Source organism: Pseudomonas sp. TWRC1-2, from assembly GCF_049896685.1.
GTDB lineage: Bacteria > Pseudomonadota > Gammaproteobacteria > Pseudomonadales > Pseudomonadaceae > Aquipseudomonas.
Genome location: NZ_JAFCUU010000003.1, coordinates 66,513 through 81,775, shown reverse-complemented (window position 1 = coordinate 81,775; position 15,263 = coordinate 66,513). Strand labels below are relative to the sequence as shown.

At 60.1% G+C, this 15,263-nt stretch carries 18 protein-coding genes; 10 read left to right on the top strand and 8 right to left on the bottom strand.

Features of this window, described 5'->3' with window-relative positions; genetic code table 11:
• Window positions 1-133: 133 nt before the first annotated feature.
• Window positions 134-943 carry a tryptophan synthase subunit alpha gene (gene trpA / locus ACP7B3_RS09255; protein WP_119741286.1) on the bottom strand — a complete coding sequence of 270 codons (810 nt, stop codon included), beginning with the start codon at window positions 941-943 and terminating at the stop codon, window positions 134-136.
• Window positions 943-2,169, bottom strand: a complete 1,227-nt coding sequence (trpB, locus tag ACP7B3_RS09250; RefSeq protein ID WP_426178680.1) for a tryptophan synthase subunit beta — start codon at window positions 2,167-2,169, stop codon at window positions 943-945. Before trpB ends, trpA begins: the two co-directional genes overlap by 1 nt.
• A 109-nt stretch (window positions 2,170-2,278) precedes the next feature.
• Here trpB and ACP7B3_RS09245 point away from each other — a divergent pair, with 109 nt between their 5' ends.
• Entirely contained in the window at window positions 2,279-3,175 is an 897-nt protein-coding gene (locus ACP7B3_RS09245; protein ID WP_426178679.1) for a LysR family transcriptional regulator, read from the top strand.
• Between the two features lie 8 nt (window positions 3,176-3,183).
• On the opposite strand, the gene ACP7B3_RS09240 is transcribed toward ACP7B3_RS09245, so the two are convergent.
• The gene (locus tag ACP7B3_RS09240) at window positions 3,184-3,510 is read right to left on the bottom strand and encodes a DUF883 family protein (RefSeq protein WP_003170746.1); all 327 of its coding nucleotides are present in this window, start codon (window positions 3,508-3,510) and stop codon (window positions 3,184-3,186) included.
• A gap of 154 nt (window positions 3,511-3,664) precedes the next feature.
• Here ACP7B3_RS09240 and ACP7B3_RS09235 point away from each other — a divergent pair, with 154 nt between their 5' ends.
• Window positions 3,665-3,880: a dodecin gene (locus ACP7B3_RS09235; RefSeq protein ID WP_145158472.1), complete on the top strand. Its 216-nt coding sequence runs from the start codon at window positions 3,665-3,667 to the stop codon at window positions 3,878-3,880.
• Between the two features lie 115 nt (window positions 3,881-3,995).
• Window positions 3,996-4,223: a DUF1161 domain-containing protein gene (locus tag ACP7B3_RS09230; protein WP_145158474.1), complete on the top strand. Its 228-nt coding sequence runs from the start codon at window positions 3,996-3,998 to the stop codon at window positions 4,221-4,223.
• Window positions 4,224-4,285: 62 nt separating this feature from the next.
• On the opposite strand, the gene ACP7B3_RS09225 is transcribed toward ACP7B3_RS09230, so the two are convergent.
• Window positions 4,286-5,287, bottom strand: coding sequence for an LLM class flavin-dependent oxidoreductase (locus tag ACP7B3_RS09225; protein WP_106576004.1), 1,002 nt, complete (start codon window positions 5,285-5,287; stop codon window positions 4,286-4,288).
• 216 nt (window positions 5,288-5,503) lie between these two features.
• On the opposite strand from ACP7B3_RS09225, the gene ACP7B3_RS09220 reads away from it, so the two are divergent.
• Window positions 5,504-5,935, top strand: a complete 432-nt coding sequence (locus tag ACP7B3_RS09220) for an OsmC family protein (RefSeq protein WP_141156381.1) — start codon at window positions 5,504-5,506, stop codon at window positions 5,933-5,935.
• Between the two features lie 250 nt (window positions 5,936-6,185).
• Complete coding sequence (locus tag ACP7B3_RS09215) at window positions 6,186-6,425, top strand: DUF1161 domain-containing protein (protein WP_010207769.1); 240 nt, start codon at window positions 6,186-6,188, stop codon at window positions 6,423-6,425.
• Here ACP7B3_RS09215 and ACP7B3_RS09210 read toward each other — a convergent pair whose 3' ends face one another.
• Window positions 6,426-6,848, bottom strand: a complete 423-nt coding sequence (locus ACP7B3_RS09210; protein ID WP_106576005.1) for a hypothetical protein — start codon at window positions 6,846-6,848, stop codon at window positions 6,426-6,428.
• Window positions 6,849-6,990: 142 nt separating this feature from the next.
• On the opposite strand from ACP7B3_RS09210, the gene ACP7B3_RS09205 reads away from it, so the two are divergent.
• A complete protein-coding gene (locus tag ACP7B3_RS09205; RefSeq protein ID WP_426178678.1) occupies window positions 6,991-8,034 on the top strand; it encodes an aminopeptidase in 1,044 nt (347 codons plus the stop codon).
• Window positions 8,035-8,129: 95 nt separating this feature from the next.
• On the opposite strand, the gene ACP7B3_RS09200 is transcribed toward ACP7B3_RS09205, so the two are convergent.
• A complete protein-coding gene (locus ACP7B3_RS09200) occupies window positions 8,130-8,789 on the bottom strand; it encodes an HAD family hydrolase (protein WP_242200515.1) in 660 nt (219 codons plus the stop codon).
• On the bottom strand, window positions 8,786-9,328 hold the full coding sequence (locus ACP7B3_RS09195) for a gamma carbonic anhydrase family protein (protein ID WP_369302761.1): 543 nt from the start codon (window positions 9,326-9,328) through the stop codon (window positions 8,786-8,788). The genes ACP7B3_RS09200 and ACP7B3_RS09195 overlap by 4 nt, the downstream gene beginning before the upstream one ends.
• A gap of 102 nt (window positions 9,329-9,430) precedes the next feature.
• On the opposite strand from ACP7B3_RS09195, the gene prlC reads away from it, so the two are divergent.
• Together prlC and ACP7B3_RS09185 are read left to right on the top strand one after the other, a co-directional pair.
• A complete protein-coding gene (gene prlC, locus ACP7B3_RS09190) occupies window positions 9,431-11,482 on the top strand; it encodes an oligopeptidase A (RefSeq protein ID WP_426178677.1) in 2,052 nt (683 codons plus the stop codon).
• On the top strand, window positions 11,479-11,751 hold the full coding sequence (locus ACP7B3_RS09185) for a YheV family putative zinc ribbon protein (protein ID WP_065902760.1): 273 nt from the start codon (window positions 11,479-11,481) through the stop codon (window positions 11,749-11,751). The genes prlC and ACP7B3_RS09185 overlap by 4 nt, the downstream gene beginning before the upstream one ends.
• Window positions 11,752-11,757: 6 nt before the next feature.
• Here the strand turns inward: ACP7B3_RS09185 and ACP7B3_RS09180 are convergent, their stop codons facing one another.
• On the bottom strand, window positions 11,758-12,444 hold the full coding sequence (locus tag ACP7B3_RS09180) for a dual specificity protein phosphatase family protein (protein WP_426178676.1): 687 nt from the start codon (window positions 12,442-12,444) through the stop codon (window positions 11,758-11,760).
• 272 nt (window positions 12,445-12,716) lie between these two features.
• On the opposite strand from ACP7B3_RS09180, the gene ACP7B3_RS09175 reads away from it, so the two are divergent.
• Together ACP7B3_RS09175 and ACP7B3_RS09170 are read left to right on the top strand one after the other, a co-directional pair.
• Window positions 12,717-13,469, top strand: coding sequence for a gluconate 2-dehydrogenase subunit 3 family protein (locus ACP7B3_RS09175; RefSeq protein WP_242200508.1), 753 nt, complete (start codon window positions 12,717-12,719; stop codon window positions 13,467-13,469).
• Between the two features lie 2 nt (window positions 13,470-13,471).
• Complete coding sequence (locus ACP7B3_RS09170; protein WP_145158488.1) at window positions 13,472-15,256, top strand: GMC family oxidoreductase; 1,785 nt, start codon at window positions 13,472-13,474, stop codon at window positions 15,254-15,256.
• The last annotated feature ends 7 nt before the right edge of the window (window positions 15,257-15,263 follow it).

The following is a 15,263-nucleotide window of genomic DNA, read 5'->3' as shown; positions in this document are numbered from 1 at the left end:
GTTTCCTCAGTACTGCACGAACAAAAAAGGGATTTCGAACCGGGTTCGAAATCCCTTGGTCTTGTCAGTTTAGGTACTGATTCGACAGTATGATTCCTCTGTATCAGGAACTTTACCTACTGCTACACGGCGTTTACTTACGGGCGTTGCGAACGCCTTCCGAAAGCGCCGCGCACAAGGTCAACACGCCATCAATCGCCTGCTGATCATTTTTGGCAGTGGCGATGTGATCAATCAGTGCCGAACCGACCACCACACCGTCTGCCAAGCGCGCGATAGCGGCTGCCTGTTCCGGCGTGCGGATACCAAAGCCGATGCTGATCGGCAGGTCGGTATGCCGACGCAGGCGAGTCACGGCTTCTTCAACGTGCTCCAGGGTGGCCGCCCCGGCACCGGTCACACCGGCCACCGACACGTAGTACACAAAGCCGGAGCTACCATTGAGCACGGTCGGCAGGCGCACGTCATCGGTGGTTGGCGTGGTCAGGCGGATAAAGTCGATGCCTGCTGCCTGGGCCGGATCGCACAGCTCGCCGTTATGCTCAGGCGGCATGTCGACCACGATCAGGCCGTCTACGCCGGCTTCCTTGGCGTCGCTGATGAACTGCGGCACGCCATATTTGTGGATCGGGTTGAAGTAGCCCATCAGCACCAGCGGCGTGTCGTTGTTGTCTTTGCGGAACTCGCGAACCATCTGCAGGGTTTTCGCCAGGTTCTGCTTGGCTTCCAGCGCGCGGATGTTGGCCAGTTGAATCGCCGGGCCGTCGGCCATCGGGTCGGTGAAGGGCATGCCCAGCTCGATCACGTCGGCGCCAGCTGCCGGCAAGCCTTTGAGGATCGCCAGCGAGGTGTCATAACCCGGGTCGCCGGCGGTGACGAAGGTCACCAGCGCGGCGCGGTTTTGTTCTTTGAGTTGCGCAAAACGGGTTTGCAGGCGGCTCATCAGTGTTTCTCCTGCTTCGACTGTTGCATATGGTGCATCACGGTTTGCATGTCTTTGTCGCCACGGCCGGAAAGGTTGACCACCATCAGGTGATCTTTCGGCAGGTTCGGTGCGCGTTTGAACACTTCAGCCAGGGCGTGGGCGCTTTCCAGTGCAGGAATAATCCCTTCCAGGCGGCAGCATGTGTGGAACGCCTCGAGGGCTTCGTCGTCGGTCACCGAGGTGTACTGGACGCGGCCGATGTCATGCAACCAGGCGTGTTCAGGGCCGATGCCCGGGTAGTCGAGGCCGGCGGAAATCGAGTGGGCGTCAATGATCTGGCCGTCGTCATCCTGCAGCAGGAAGGTGCGGTTGCCGTGCAGTACGCCGGGTACGCCGCCGTTGAGGCTGGCGGCGTGTTTGCCGGTTTCGATGCCGTGGCCGGCCGCTTCAACGCCGATGATCTCGACGCTGGTGTCATCCAGGAACGGGTGGAACAGGCCCATGGCGTTGGAACCGCCGCCGATGCACGCCACCAGGCTGTCCGGCAGGCGGCCTTCCTGGGCTTGCAGTTGGTCGCGGGTTTCTTTGCCGATCACGGCCTGGAAGTCGCGCACCATCGCCGGGTAGGGGTGTGGGCCGGCGACGGTGCCGATCAGGTAGAAGGTGCTGTCGACGTTGGTCACCCAGTCACGCAGGGCTTCGTTCATCGCGTCTTTGAGGGTGCCGGTGCCGGCGACCACCGGGATCACTTCGGCGCCCAGCAGCTTCATGCGGAACACGTTGGCCTGCTGGCGCTCGATGTCGGTGGTGCCCATGTAGATCACGCAGTCGAGGCCAAAACGCGCTGCCACGGTGGCGGTGGCCACGCCGTGCATGCCGGCGCCGGTCTCGGCGATGATGCGTTTCTTGCCCATGCGCCGCGCCAGCAGGATCTGGCCGATGCAGTTGTTGATCTTGTGCGCGCCGGTGTGGTTGAGCTCTTCGCGCTTAAGGTAAATCTTGGCGCCGCCGCAGAATTCAGTCAGGCGCTCAGCGAAATACAGCGGGCTTGGACGTCCGACGTAGTCGCGCTGGAAGTAGGCCAATTCTTCGTTGAATGCCGGATCGATCTTGGCGGCTTCGTATTCGCGGGCCAGGTCGAGGATCAACGGCATCAGGGTTTCAGCGACGTAGCGGCCGCCGAACGCGCCAAACAAGCCGTTGGCGTCTGGGCCGTTGCGTAGATCGGTCTGGGACTGAGTCATGGGGCGCTCCGGTAAAGAATGTGAGGAGAGGCAATGAGGCCCACTCTACCCCTGACGCGCTACGCTGAAAACCGATAAGATCGCCGCAACCTGTCAGGAAAACTCACAGATGAGCCGAGACCTTCCACCCCTCAATGCCTTGCGTGCATTTGAAGCCACCGCCCGGCTCAACAGTGTCAGCCAGGCTGCCGAGCAGCTCCATGTGACCCACGGCGCCGTCAGCCGCCAGTTGAAGCTGCTCGAGGAGCATTTGGGTGTCAGCCTGTTCGCCAAAGATGGGCGCGGCCTTAAACTCACAGATGCCGGCGTTCGGCTACGCGATGCCAGCGCAGAGGCGTTCGAACGTTTGAGGGATGTGTGCGCCGAGCTGACCCAGGCCAGCGCCGACGCGCCGTTCGTGCTGGGCTGCTCGGGCAGTTTGTTGGCGCGCTGGTTGATCCCGCGCCTGGGCCGCTTGAACACCGACCTGCCGGACTTGCGCCTGCACCTGTCAGCAGGTGACGGCGATCTTGACCCCAGGCGTCCCGGCCTCGACGCCCTGCTGGTGTTCGCTGAGCCGCCGTGGCCGGCGGACATGCAGGTGTACGAGTTGGCCAGCGAGCGCATTGGCCCGGTGATGAGCCCGCGGTTTGCCGGTTACGAGCGTTTGCGCCAGGCCCCGGCGCAAGCCTTGTGTGGCGAAGCCTTGTTGCACACCACCTCGCGCCCGCAAGCCTGGCCCAGTTGGGCGCAGCAATACGGCATTGCACCCGGCGCGTTGAAACACGGCCAGGGGTTTGAGCATTTGTATTATTTGCTGGAGGCGGCGGTGGCAGGGCTTGGGGTGGCAATTGCGCCAGAACCGCTGGTGGCAGAGGATCTGCGCGCGGGTCGCCTGGTGGCGCCGTGGGGTTTCAGCGAAACCCCGGCGCACCTGGCGCTGTGGCTACCCAAGCGCGCCGCAGACGGGCGCGCGGGTCAACTGGCGCAGTGGCTCAAGGCAGAGCTGTTGCGCCAGCCGGTGTAGCCGGTGTTTCAGTCGCCGCGTTTGCACAGCAGGTAAGCCGCCAGCAGACCCAGCGCGCCAACGGCGACGCCGGCGGTAGTCCATGGGTGCTCTTGTGCGTAGTCCCGGGTTGCAACACCGGTTTCGCGGATTTTGACTTTGCTTTCTTCGTAGGCATCGCTGATCAGATGACGGGAGTGCTTGAGGGCATTCTCGGCATTGCTTTTCAGGGCCTTCAGCGTTTTGCGCGACTCGTCGGACGCATCGTCCTTAAGGCTCTCAAGGGACTTGAGAAGGCTCGAAATCTCGGCTTCCATGCTTTCCAGCGACGCTTTGCGTAAAGAAGTGTTGGCCATGTGGACTCTCCTGAAGTGATTGAGTGGCATGTGTAGATACCGACTCCAGCGTTTTCAGAAAGTGCAGTAAATCTGAACTTTTGAGTGGGAATAGTCGCCAGAAGCAGTACGAACATTGACTGCTACGCTCACTAAAGACCTCAGGAGAAACGCCATGTCTGATCATCACACGTACAAGAAAGTCGAATTGGTGGGTTCGTCGGCGACCAGCATCGAAGACGCCATCAACAACGCCATCGCCGAAGCGAACAAAAGCATCAAGCACCTGGAATGGTTCGAAGTGACAGAAACCCGTGGTCACATCAAGGACGGCAAGGCCGCGCACTTCCAGGTCACGCTCAAGGTGGGGTTCCGAATCGCCAGTAGTTGATCACGTCGGTTGAACTTTGCCGACTGGCCGATTGCCATAACCTGCGCTACAACCAATGGGTGCCGATGCGAAAGCGTCGGCACGCTCTTTTCGATCAGCGCAAGGAAAGTAACGGATGAAGAAGTTCCTGTTAGCGGTAGGTTTGTTGAGCATTGCGGGCACAGCCCTGGCGGCGGGCAAGCCTTGTGAAGAGCTGAAAAGCGAAATTGCAGCGAAAATCGACGCCAAGGGCGCCTCGGGTTACTCGCTGGAGGTGGTAGACAAAGGCGCGGCACCCAGCGACCACACAGTCGTCGGTAGCTGCGAAGCCGGCACCAAGGAAATCGTCTACAAGCGCGGTTAACCCCTTGCTCCAGACATAAAAAACGACGCACAGGTGCGTCGTTTTTTTGTCTGCGGATGTTGTTAGCCCTTCATCAACTGCGCCAGCAGCTCGTAGGAATGAATCCGGTCGGCATGCTCGTACAGGTCGCAGGTAAAGATCAGCTCATCGGCACCGGTCTGCTCAACCAGCACGTCCAGTTTTGCGCGGATCTTCGCCGGGCTGCCGACCATGGCCAGGCCGAGGAAGCTGCCGACCGCGTCTTTTTCATGGGGCAGCCACAGGCCGTCCATAGTCTTGACCGGCGGACGTTGCACCAGGCTTTGCCCGCGCATCAGCGCGAGGATGCGCTGGTACACCGAGGTAGCCAGGTAATCGGCCTGCTCGTCGGTATCGGCGGCCACCAGCGGGATGCCAAGCATCACGTAGGGCTTGTCCAATACGGCTGAAGGCTTGAAGTGATTGCGGTACACGCGAATAGCTTCATGCATCAGGCGCGGTGCGAAATGCGAGGCGAAGGCGTAGGGCAAACCGCGCTCACCGGCCAATTGCGCGCTGAACAAACTGGAGCCGAGCAACCACACGGGCACATTGGTACCCGTACCCGGCACGGCAATAACCCGTTGATCCGGCGTGCGTGGGCCCAGGTAAGCCATCAGCTCGGCCACATCATCAGGGAAGTCGTCGGCGCTGCCCGAGCGTTCGCGACGCAGGGCGCGGGCGGTCATCTGATCAGAACCCGGCGCGCGGCCCAGGCCCAGGTCGATCCGGCCCGGATACAGGCTTTCCAGGGTGCCGAACTGCTCAGCGATCACCAGCGGTGCATGGTTGGGCAGCATTACGCCGCCGGAGCCGACACGGATGGTCGAGGTGCCACCGGCCAGGTAGCCGAGCAATACCGAGGTGGCAGAGCTGGCGATGCCATCCATGTTGTGGTGTTCGGCCACCCAGAAACGGTTATAGCCAAACTTTTCCACGTGCTGGGCCAAGTCCAGGGAATTGCGCAACGACTGGGCCGGGCTGCCATTGGCGCGCACGGGCACCAGGTCCAGGGTCGAGAATTTCACGTCGGACAGCGATTTCATAAGCCTGCTTCTCCAATAGGTGCGCAGGCTTATAGACGAACCAAAACCTGCCGCTTCATGTGCATGTTCTATGCAATGAGGGCATATACCCGAGATTCAATAGTAGCTAGGGAAATTTCCTACTGGAATGCTAGGTTTCTCCGACAAGATGAACTTTGCCAGAGCTTCTATCCTCAGAACCTTACTGAAGCAAAACCACCGTTCGAGGAGACCGCTATGAGTATCGTTAAAAAAGCATCCGCGCATTGGGAAGGTGATCTGAAGACAGGCCTGGGTTCCATTTCCACTGAAACCGGCGTATTGCGCGAAGCGCCCTACGGTTTCAAGGCCCGTTTCGAAGGCGGCAAGGGCACAAACCCTGAGGAGCTGATTGGTGCGGCGCACGCCGGCTGTTTCTCCATGGCGTTTTCGATGATTCTGGGCGACGCCGGCCTCAAGGCTGACAGCATCGACACCCAGGCTGAAGTGACGCTGGACCAAGTGGAAGGCGGCTTCGCAATTACTGCTGTGCATTTGGTATTGAAAGCCAAGATCCCGGGCGCAAGCCAGGCGCAGTTCGACGAACTGAGCAAAAAGGCGAAGGAAGGCTGCCCTGTGTCCAAGGTGCTGAACGCCAAGATCAGCCTGGATGCCACGCTCGTCAGCTAATGCGGTCTGCGTAACCGCGTAGATCCAGTGTGGGAGTGGGTTTGTGTGAGAGCCGGGCTTGCCCGCGATTGGGACACCTCGGTTTTGCAGTTGCACCGAGGCGCTACCATCGCAGGCGAGCCAGCTCCCACACACGCCCGCTCCCACATTTAGTTCTGCTTTAAATCAGAACTCGTGTTTCCCCTATGTGGTCCTATAGCCTATGCAGCTAGGCGCACACTCGTGCGCATGCATTCAGGGAGCTTCACACATGAAACGTTTTGCCTTGGCGATCATCTGCGGTGTTTTGGCCACTTCGGCCGTGGCCGCTCCAAAAGATTGTGAAGAGCTTAGAAAAGAGATCGAGGTCAAGATCCAGGCTAACGCCGTGCCGTCCTACACCTTGGAAATCGTCAGCAAGGAAGAAGCCGACAAGCATGACAGCGCCATGGTCGTCGGCAGCTGTGAAAACGGCACCAAAGCCATCGTTTATCAGAAGAACAACGACTGATCAGATGCAGTTCACGCTGCGCTCCTGCGCCAGCAGCTGACGCGCTGAGTTATACAGCCGAATGTTGGGCGTGAAGGCCAGCGAGCGCCCTTCCAGCACATAGCGCTGGCCTGCCTGGAAATTGTCGTACTGCAGGGTCATGAAACAGGTGCGGTCGTGCGTCTGGTCCAGCCCGCCAAAGCCTGTACCCGTGTTCACCTCGAAATCAAAGCGCACCATCAGCTCGTGGCTGCCGGGTGGCACTTGGAAAAAACGCCCGTCATTCAGATTCTTGCCATCCAGGCGCTGGGCCATCACCAGTTTGGCGCCGGGTGTCGGGGTGGCGAAGTCGACCCAGGCCTGATGCGGATCCACCGGGGGGATCGGCGTAGAAGCACAGGCGCTGAGAAACAGGACGGTGACAGGTAGCAGGAGCTGGCGCATGGCAGGCACTCAACGGTAGGAAGGAATTGAGCCCGGCGCCGATGGCAGCAGACTCCTCATGAGTATAAACACGCCAGGCCATGGAAAAATTCCGTGCAGGCAGGATAGGCTGGCGAGCAAATTACCCAGGAGCAGTCGGAGCATGTTGAAGCGTTTTCTTCCAGGGTTAATGGTGGTGGTGCTCAGCGGCTGCTCAAGTGTCAGTTATTACAGCCAGCTCGCCAGCGGCCAATGGCAATTGCTGCGGGCCCGTGAGCCGGTTGCCGAGGTGATTGCCGACCCTTCTCGCCCACAGGTATTGCGTGAGCACTTGGTGCAGTCGCAAAAAGCCCGCACGTTCGCCAGTGAGCACCTGCACTTGCCCGACAACCAGAGTTACAGGTTGTACGCGGACATTGGCCGGCCATACGTAGTCTGGAATGTATTCGCCACGACGGAATTTTCCCTCTCTCCCGAAACCCATTGCTTCCCGATTGCCGGATGCGTCGCCTATCGCGGTTATTACAACCAGGGCGCGGCGCGCGGTGAGGCGGCGTTGCTGCAGCAACAAGGCATGGACGTGTCGATTGGTGGCGTCGAGGCCTACTCCACGTTGGGGTGGTTCAATGACCCGATCATGAATTCGATGATGAACTGGGGCGATGAGCGCCTGGCCACACTGATTTTTCATGAGCTGGCGCACCAGCGTTTCTATGTGAAGGACGACACCGAGTTCAACGAGTCGTATGCCAACTTCGTCGAGCAGGAAGGCACTCGTCAATGGCGTGCGGCGCGGGGCTTGGCGCCTCTGAGCGATGCAGCGTTGCAGCAGCGTGATCAATTTATCCGACTGGTGCTGGATACCCGTAAACGCCTGGAACAGCTCTACGCACAGCCCTTGGCAGTTGACGTGATGCGCCAGGCCAAGGCGGCGGAATTCGAGCGTTTGCGCAGCGATTACCGGCAAATGCGCGATAGCCAGTGGGGAGGCGATAAACGTTACGACGTGTGGATCAACCAGCCGATGAACAACGCGCGGTTGCTGCCGTTTGGGCTATATGACCAATGGGTGCCGGCGTTTGCGGCGTTGTTTGCGCAGGAAGGTGGGGATTGGGTGAAGTTTTTTGCGGCGGTGGAGAAGATGGGTGGCTTGCCGGTGGAGCAGCGTAAAGCGGCGCTGCGGCAGTTGGAGGATGGCGGCCGTTAGGGCCTCATCGCAGGCAAGCCAGCTCCCACATTCGACCGCATTCTCATGTTGAAACTCGGTCAAGTGTGGGAGCGGGCTTGCTCGCGAAAGCGGTATCAAGCGCGCTGCAAAAACGCCTGATGCATCTCATCCAGCGTCTCAAAATGCCAGGTCGGCGCCTCGGCATTCAACTCTTCAAAACTGCCAAACCCATACCCCACCGCCGCTGAATCCAGCCCATTGCTGCGCGCGCCGATCAGGTCATGCTTGCGGTCCCCGATCATCAACGTGGTCGCCGGGTCCAGGCCCTCTTCATTCATCAAGTGCGCAATCAACTCAACCTTGTTGGTGCGTGTGCCGTCCAGTTCGCTGCCGTAGATCACCTTGAAGTGCTTGGCAAAATCAAAGTGCCGGGCAATCTCGCGGGCGAATACCCACGGCTTGGACGTGGCCACATACAGCTGGCGGCCTTGGCCATTCAGTTCCTCAAGCAACGGCATGACGCCGTCGAATACGCGGTTTTCATACAGGCCGGTGACCTTGAAGCGTTCGCGATAAAAATTCACCGCTTCCCAGGCCTTGGCCTCATCGAAGCCATAGAACTGCATAAAGGCTTGCAGCAATGGCGGGCCGATAAAGTGTTCCAGCTTGGTCAAGTCGGGTTCATCAATGCCGAGTTTGCCGAGGGCGTACTGGATCGAACGGGTGATGCCCTCGCGCGGGTCGGTCAGGGTGCCGTCCAGGTCGAACAGCACGGTGGAGTAGTTCAGGGTCATCGGTCGAATCCTTCCGCCAGGTGCAGGTCTTTGAGCTTCACGTAGTTCGCGGCGCTGTAGGTGAAAAAGGCACGCTCTTTGTCAGTCAATGGGCGGATCTGTTTAACCGGGCTGCCCACGTACAAAAAACCGCTCTCCAGTTTCTTGCCCGGCGGCACCAGGCTGCCGGCGCCGATGATCACGTCGTCCTCCACCACGGCGCCGTCCATCACGATGCTGCCCATGCCGATCAGGATGCGGTTGCCCACCGTGCAGCCATGCAGCATGACCTTGTGGGCGATGGTTACGTCATCGCCGATCAGCAGCGGGAAACCGTCCGGGTTGAACGGCCCGGCATGAGTGATGTGCAACACGCAGCCGTCCTGCACGCTGGTGCGCGCACCGATGCGGATGCGGTGCATGTCGCCGCGAATCACCGTCAGCGGCCAAACCGAGCTGTCGGCGCCGATTTCGACATCGCCGATCACCACCGCCGAAATATCGACAAAAGCCCCGGCGCCCAGGGTTGGCGTGTGGTTCTGATAGGTGCGAAGGGTCACGATAGCCTCTCTCTCTTCTGCTGATAGCTGCGGTGGGTGTTGATTGTAATTAAGATGGCCCCATCTTTGTTCTTACATGTTTCTTCAGCCAAGGTGCCCACCGTGAGCGCGAACAACCCTCTTCTGCAGTCCTACGACCTGCCGCCGTTCTCGGCGATCCGTGCCGAGCACGTGCAACCGGCCATCGAACAGATCCTCGCCGACAACCGTGTTGCCATCGAAGGCATCCTGCAAAGCCAGGGTAAAAATCCTACATGGGCCGGCCTGGTGCTGGCGATGGATGAACTGAATGATCGCCTGGGCGCCGCCTGGAGCCCGGTCAGCCACCTCAATGCCGTATGCAACAGCGCTGAACTGCGCGAGGCCTACGAGGCTTGCCTGCCGGCATTGAGCGCCTACTCCACCGAGATGGGTCAGAACCGCGCGCTGTTCCAGGCCTTTGAAGCCCTGGCCAACAGCCCGGAAGCCGCTGGTTTCGACGTGGCGCAAGAGACTATCCTTGAGCACTCGCTGCGCGACTTTCGCCTGTCGGGTATCGATTTGCCGCCTGAGCAGCAAAAGCGCTACGCCGAAGTGCAGAGCAAGCTCTCCGAGCTGGGCAGCAAATTTTCCAACCAACTGTTGGATGCCACCCAGGCCTGGACCAAGCACGTTACCGATGAAGCCACCCTCGCCGGCCTGACCGATTCGGCCAAGGCGCAAATGGCCGCCGCCGCCCAGGCCAAAGGCCTCGATGGCTGGCTGATCACCCTGGAATTCCCCAGCTACTACGCGGTGATGACCTACGCCCACGACCGCGCCCTGCGCGAAGAGGTCTACGCGGCCTACTGCACCCGCGCGTCGGACCAAGGCCCGAATGCCGGTAAGAATGATAACGGCCCGGTGATGGAACAGATCCTCGACCTGCGTCAGGAGCTGGCCCAACTGCTGGGCTATGCGTCGTTCTCCGAGCTGAGCCTGGCGACCAAAATGGCCGAGTCCAGCGACCAGGTGCTGAGCTTTCTGCGCGACCTGGCCAAGCGCAGCAAGCCGTTTGCCGCCCAGGACCTGCAACAGCTCAAGGCATATGCCGCCGAACAAGGTTGTGCGGATCTGCAAAGCTGGGACAGTGGTTTCTACGGCGAAAAACTCCGCGAGCAGCGCTACAGCGTGTCCCAGGAAGCCCTGCGCGCCTACTTCCCGATCGACAAAGTGTTGGGCGGCCTGTTTGCCATCGTCCAGCGCCTGTACGGCATCGAGATCGCCGAGCAAAAGGGTTTCGACACTTGGCACCCGGACGTTCGCCTGTTCGAAATCAAGGAAAACGGCCAGCACGTCGGCCGCTTCTTCTTCGACCTGTACGCCCGCGCCAACAAGCGTGGCGGCGCCTGGATGGACGGCGCGCGTGACCGTCGCCGCACGGTTGACGGCGTGCTGCAAAGCCCGGTGGCTAACCTGGTGTGCAACTTCACCCCGGCCGACAGCGGCAAGCCTGCCCTGCTGACCCACGATGAAGTGACCACGTTGTTCCACGAATTCGGCCACGGCCTGCATCACCTGCTGACCCGTGTCGAACACGCCGGCGTCTCCGGCATCAACGGCGTGGCCTGGGATGCGGTGGAATTGCCGAGCCAGTTCATGGAGAACTGGTGCTGGGAGCCGGAAGGCCTGGCACTGATCTCCGGCCACTATGAAACCGGCGAGCCGCTGCCCCAGGACCTGCTGGAAAAAATGCTCGCGGCGAAGAACTTCCAGTCCGGCCTGATGATGGTGCGCCAGCTTGAGTTCTCGCTGTTCGACTTCGAACTGCATGCCACCCACGGCGATGGCCGCAGCGTTGCGCAAGTGCTTGAAGGCGTGCGCGATGAGGTCTCGGTGATGCGTCCACCGGCGTACAACCGCTTCCCTAACAGCTTCGCGCACATCTTTGCCGGCGGGTACGCGGCGGGTTACTACAGCTACAAGTGGGCGGAAGTGCTGTCGGCGGATGCCTTCTCCAAGTTTGAAGAAGACGGCGTGCTGAACGCCGAGACCGGCCGCGCCTTCCGCGAAGCCATTCTGGCGCGCGGCGGTTCGCAGGCACCGATGGTGCTGTTCGTCGACTTCCGCGGACGTGCGCCGTCGATTGACGCACTCTTGCGCCACAGCGGCCTGAGTGAGGACGCGGCAGCATGAGCGAAGGGCCTGTGATTACCAAAAAGCAATTTATCGCCGGGGCGGTCTGCCCGGCGTGCAGCGAGCCGGACAAGTTGAAGATGTGGACCGAAGACAACGTGCCGCACCGCGAATGCGTGGCCTGCGGTTATACCGACACGTTGAATGACCAAGGTCTGTCGGTACCCAAGGAGTTGGGCACGCGGGTTAATACATCGGCATTGAAAGCGCCGGACCCGAAGGTGCAGGCCGTGCAGTTTTTTCCCAATCCGAAGCTGAAAAAAGACTGACGCCCATCAGGGGGTCAGCACCAATTCAGCGTCTTTTTTGGTGTCGACACGGCTGCTATTGGCCGTGTTGAGCCAACTGTTCATCGAGCACAGGGCAAACGCACTGGTGCTGCAATCGCCATTCGCCAAGGCCGTACGCAACTTGTCGACATCGGCTTTCATCATGTAGCGAACGCTGTCCCTGAAACCGTTGCTGGTACCAAAACCGCCCAGGGTCATTTCGTTCAGCGCATCTTCCTTGCTCCAGCCCTGGATCACCACGCGATACATCGCCGCCATCAAACCTGTGCGGTCCGAGCCGTGTTTGCAGTGCATCAGCACCGGGCCTTTGGTTTCTGCATCCTGGATGGCCCTTAACGCCGCGAGTACGTCCGAATCGTCAACGTGATTGGTGCGATAAGTCAGCTGCACCTGTTTGATATCAGATGTCTTCAGCCACGTTGCATCAGATTCCGGCAGAAAGTTGATCACTGTGGCGATCTTCAGATTTTCCAATATGGGGAGCGCATTGCCGTTGGGCAGCGCGCTGCGATACAGCGTCGGCGTCATTTGGTGCAGATTGAACTGGTCGCCCACAGGCTGGGCCCATTCCGGTGAGCGTAGGGAGGAGGCGCCGTCCGCCTGGGCGTGCGCGGTGGCGAACAGGGCCAGAAGCGCCATGCCGAGGGCAGGCAGCAATCGAATCTCGAACATGCGCGTTGTAACCGAATAGGGAAATGGCTGATAGGCCAAAGATTCGCCTACGCGGGGTCAATGCGGCGTGAGGTACTCGTCAAAGAATCGTGAATACCGACCTGATCTGCTGTTTTTCTCGCTGAACCGATTTTCTCAATTCTTAGCCTGCTATCATTTGTAACTATTGTTTGCCACTGTGTTCTATCCCTTTGGATCCAATTTCCTGGCAAGCCTTCACGCTGCTCCCAGAAGCGGCTGATAAACCCGTGACCACATAATGAGGTGCACCCATGTCTGATCAAGATCAAGACAACCCCCGGCGTGATTTTTTGCGCAAATCCTTGACCTTGATCCCGGTGGTCACGGTTGCCAGCACCGGCTTTGGTGGCTCGATGCTGATGGCCACGCCGGAACCGGTGCAGGCTGCCGAGGCTAAGCCGCCGGTCAGCGACAACGCCTACGAACCGAGCTATTTCACGGCTGAAGAGTGGGCGTTTCTCAACGCCGCCGTCGCGCGTTTGATTCCCGCTGATGCCCAAGGCCCTGGCGCCCTGGAGGCCGGTGCGCCGGAATACATCGACCGCCAGATGAACACGCCTTACGCCGCGGGCGCGCTGTGGTTCATGCAGGGCCCGTTCAACGCCGATGCGGCCCCGGAGATGGGCTGGCAGAGCAAGCTGGTGCCCAAGGACATTTATCGCCTGGGCATTGCAGCGACGGATGCGTGGTCGAAGGCGTTCAACGGCAAGGCCTTTGCCGCGCAAGACAGCGCTACCCAGGACGATATGCTGCGCCGCCTTGAAGCCGGCGGCAGCGAAGTGACTGCGCACTTTGAGACGGTGCCCGCAAAGATGTTCTTCAACCTGCTGCTGCAAAACACCAAGGAAGGATTCTTCTGCGACCCGATCCACGGCGGCAACAAAGGTATGGTCGGCTGGACCATGATCGGCTTCCCCGGCGCCCGCGCCGACTTTATGGACTGGGTTGAACGCAACGAGCAATACCCCTTCCCGGCTGTTTCCATTCGCGGCGAGAGGGCATAAACGTGGCGACCATCATGAAGAAAGTGGACGCGGTGATCGTGGGCTTCGGCTGGACCGGCGCGATCATGGCCAAGGAACTCACGGAAGCTGGCCTCAACGTGGTAGCGCTGGAGCGCGGCCCGATGCAGGACACCTACCCGGACGGCAACTATCCGCAGGTCATCGACGAATTGACCTACAGCGTGCGTAAAAAACTCTTTCAGGACATCTCTAAAGAAACGGTGACCATTCGCCATAGCGTGAATGACGTCGCCCTGCCCAACCGCCAGCTGGGTGCGTTTCTGCCGGGCAATGGCGTGGGCGGCGCGGGCCTGCACTGGTCGGGCGTACACTTTCGTGTGGACCCTATCGAGTTGCGCATGCGCAGCCACTACGAAGAGCGCTACGGCAAAAACTTCATTCCCAAGGACATGACCATCCAGGACTTCGGCGTCAGCTACGAAGAGCTGGAACCGTTTTTCGACTACGCGGAAAAAGTCTTCGGCACCTCCGGCCAGGCCTGGACCGTAAAAGGTCAGGTGGTGGGCGAAGGCCGTGGTGGCAACCCGTATGCGCCGGATCGCTCCAACCCGTTCCCGTTGGAGTCGCAGAAAAACACCGTCTCCGCACAGCTGTTTCAGAAAGCGGCCGCCGAGGTTGGTTACAAACCCTACAACCTGCCGTCGGCCAATACGTCGGGGCCGTACACCAACCCCTACGGCGCACAGATGGGCCCGTGCAACTTCTGCGGTTTCTGCAGCGGCTACGTGTGCTACATGTACTCCAAGGCCTCGCCGAATGTGAACATCCTGCCGGCGCTGCGTCAGGTACCGAACTTTGAGCTGCGGGCCAATTCCCACGTGCTCAAGGTCAACCTGGACAGCACCAAGAGCAAGGCCACCGGCGTGACCTATATCGACGCCCAGGGTCGCGAATGCGAGCAGCCGGCTGACCTGGTGATCATCGGCTCTTTCCAGTTCAACAATGTGCGCCTCATGTTGCTCTCGGGTATCGGCAAACCCTACGACCCGATTACCAATGAGGGCGTGGTGGGCCGCAACTTCGCCTACCAGAACATGGGCACCATCAAAGCCTTCTTCGACAAGGACACCCACACCAATAACTTCATCGGTGCGGGCGGCAATGGTGTGGCCATTGATGATTTCAACGCGGATAACTTCGACCATGGGCCGCACGGCTTTGTCGGCGGTTCGCCGATGTGGGTCAACCAGGCCGGCAGCCGGCCGATTGCCGGTACGTCCAACCCGCCAGGCACGCCAGCGTGGGGCAGTGCCTGGAAGCGCGCGACCGCCGATTACTACACCCACCAGGTGTCGATGGACGCCCACGGTGCGCATCAATCCTACCGGGGCAACTACCTGGATCTGGACCCGGTGTACCGCGATGCCTACGGCCTGCCACTGCTGCGGATGACATTCGACTGGCAGGAAAACGACATCAAGATGAACCGCTTCATGATGGAGAAAATGGGCAAGGTCGCCGAAGCGATGAACCCCAAGGCCATTGCTGTGCTCGGCAAAAAGGTCGGTGAGCACTTCAACACTGCGGCCTACCAGACCACCCACCTCAACGGCGGCGCGATCATGGGCACCGACCCGAAAACCAGTGCGTTGAACCGCTACCTGCAGAGCTGGGACGTACACAACGTGTTTGTCCCAGGCGCGTCAGCTTTCCCACAGGGCTTGGGCTATAACCCTACCGGCCTGGTGGCGGCACTGACCTATTGGTCGGCGCGGGCGATCCGCGAGCAGTACCTGAAAAACCCCGGCCCACTGGTTCAGGCATAAGGAGCGA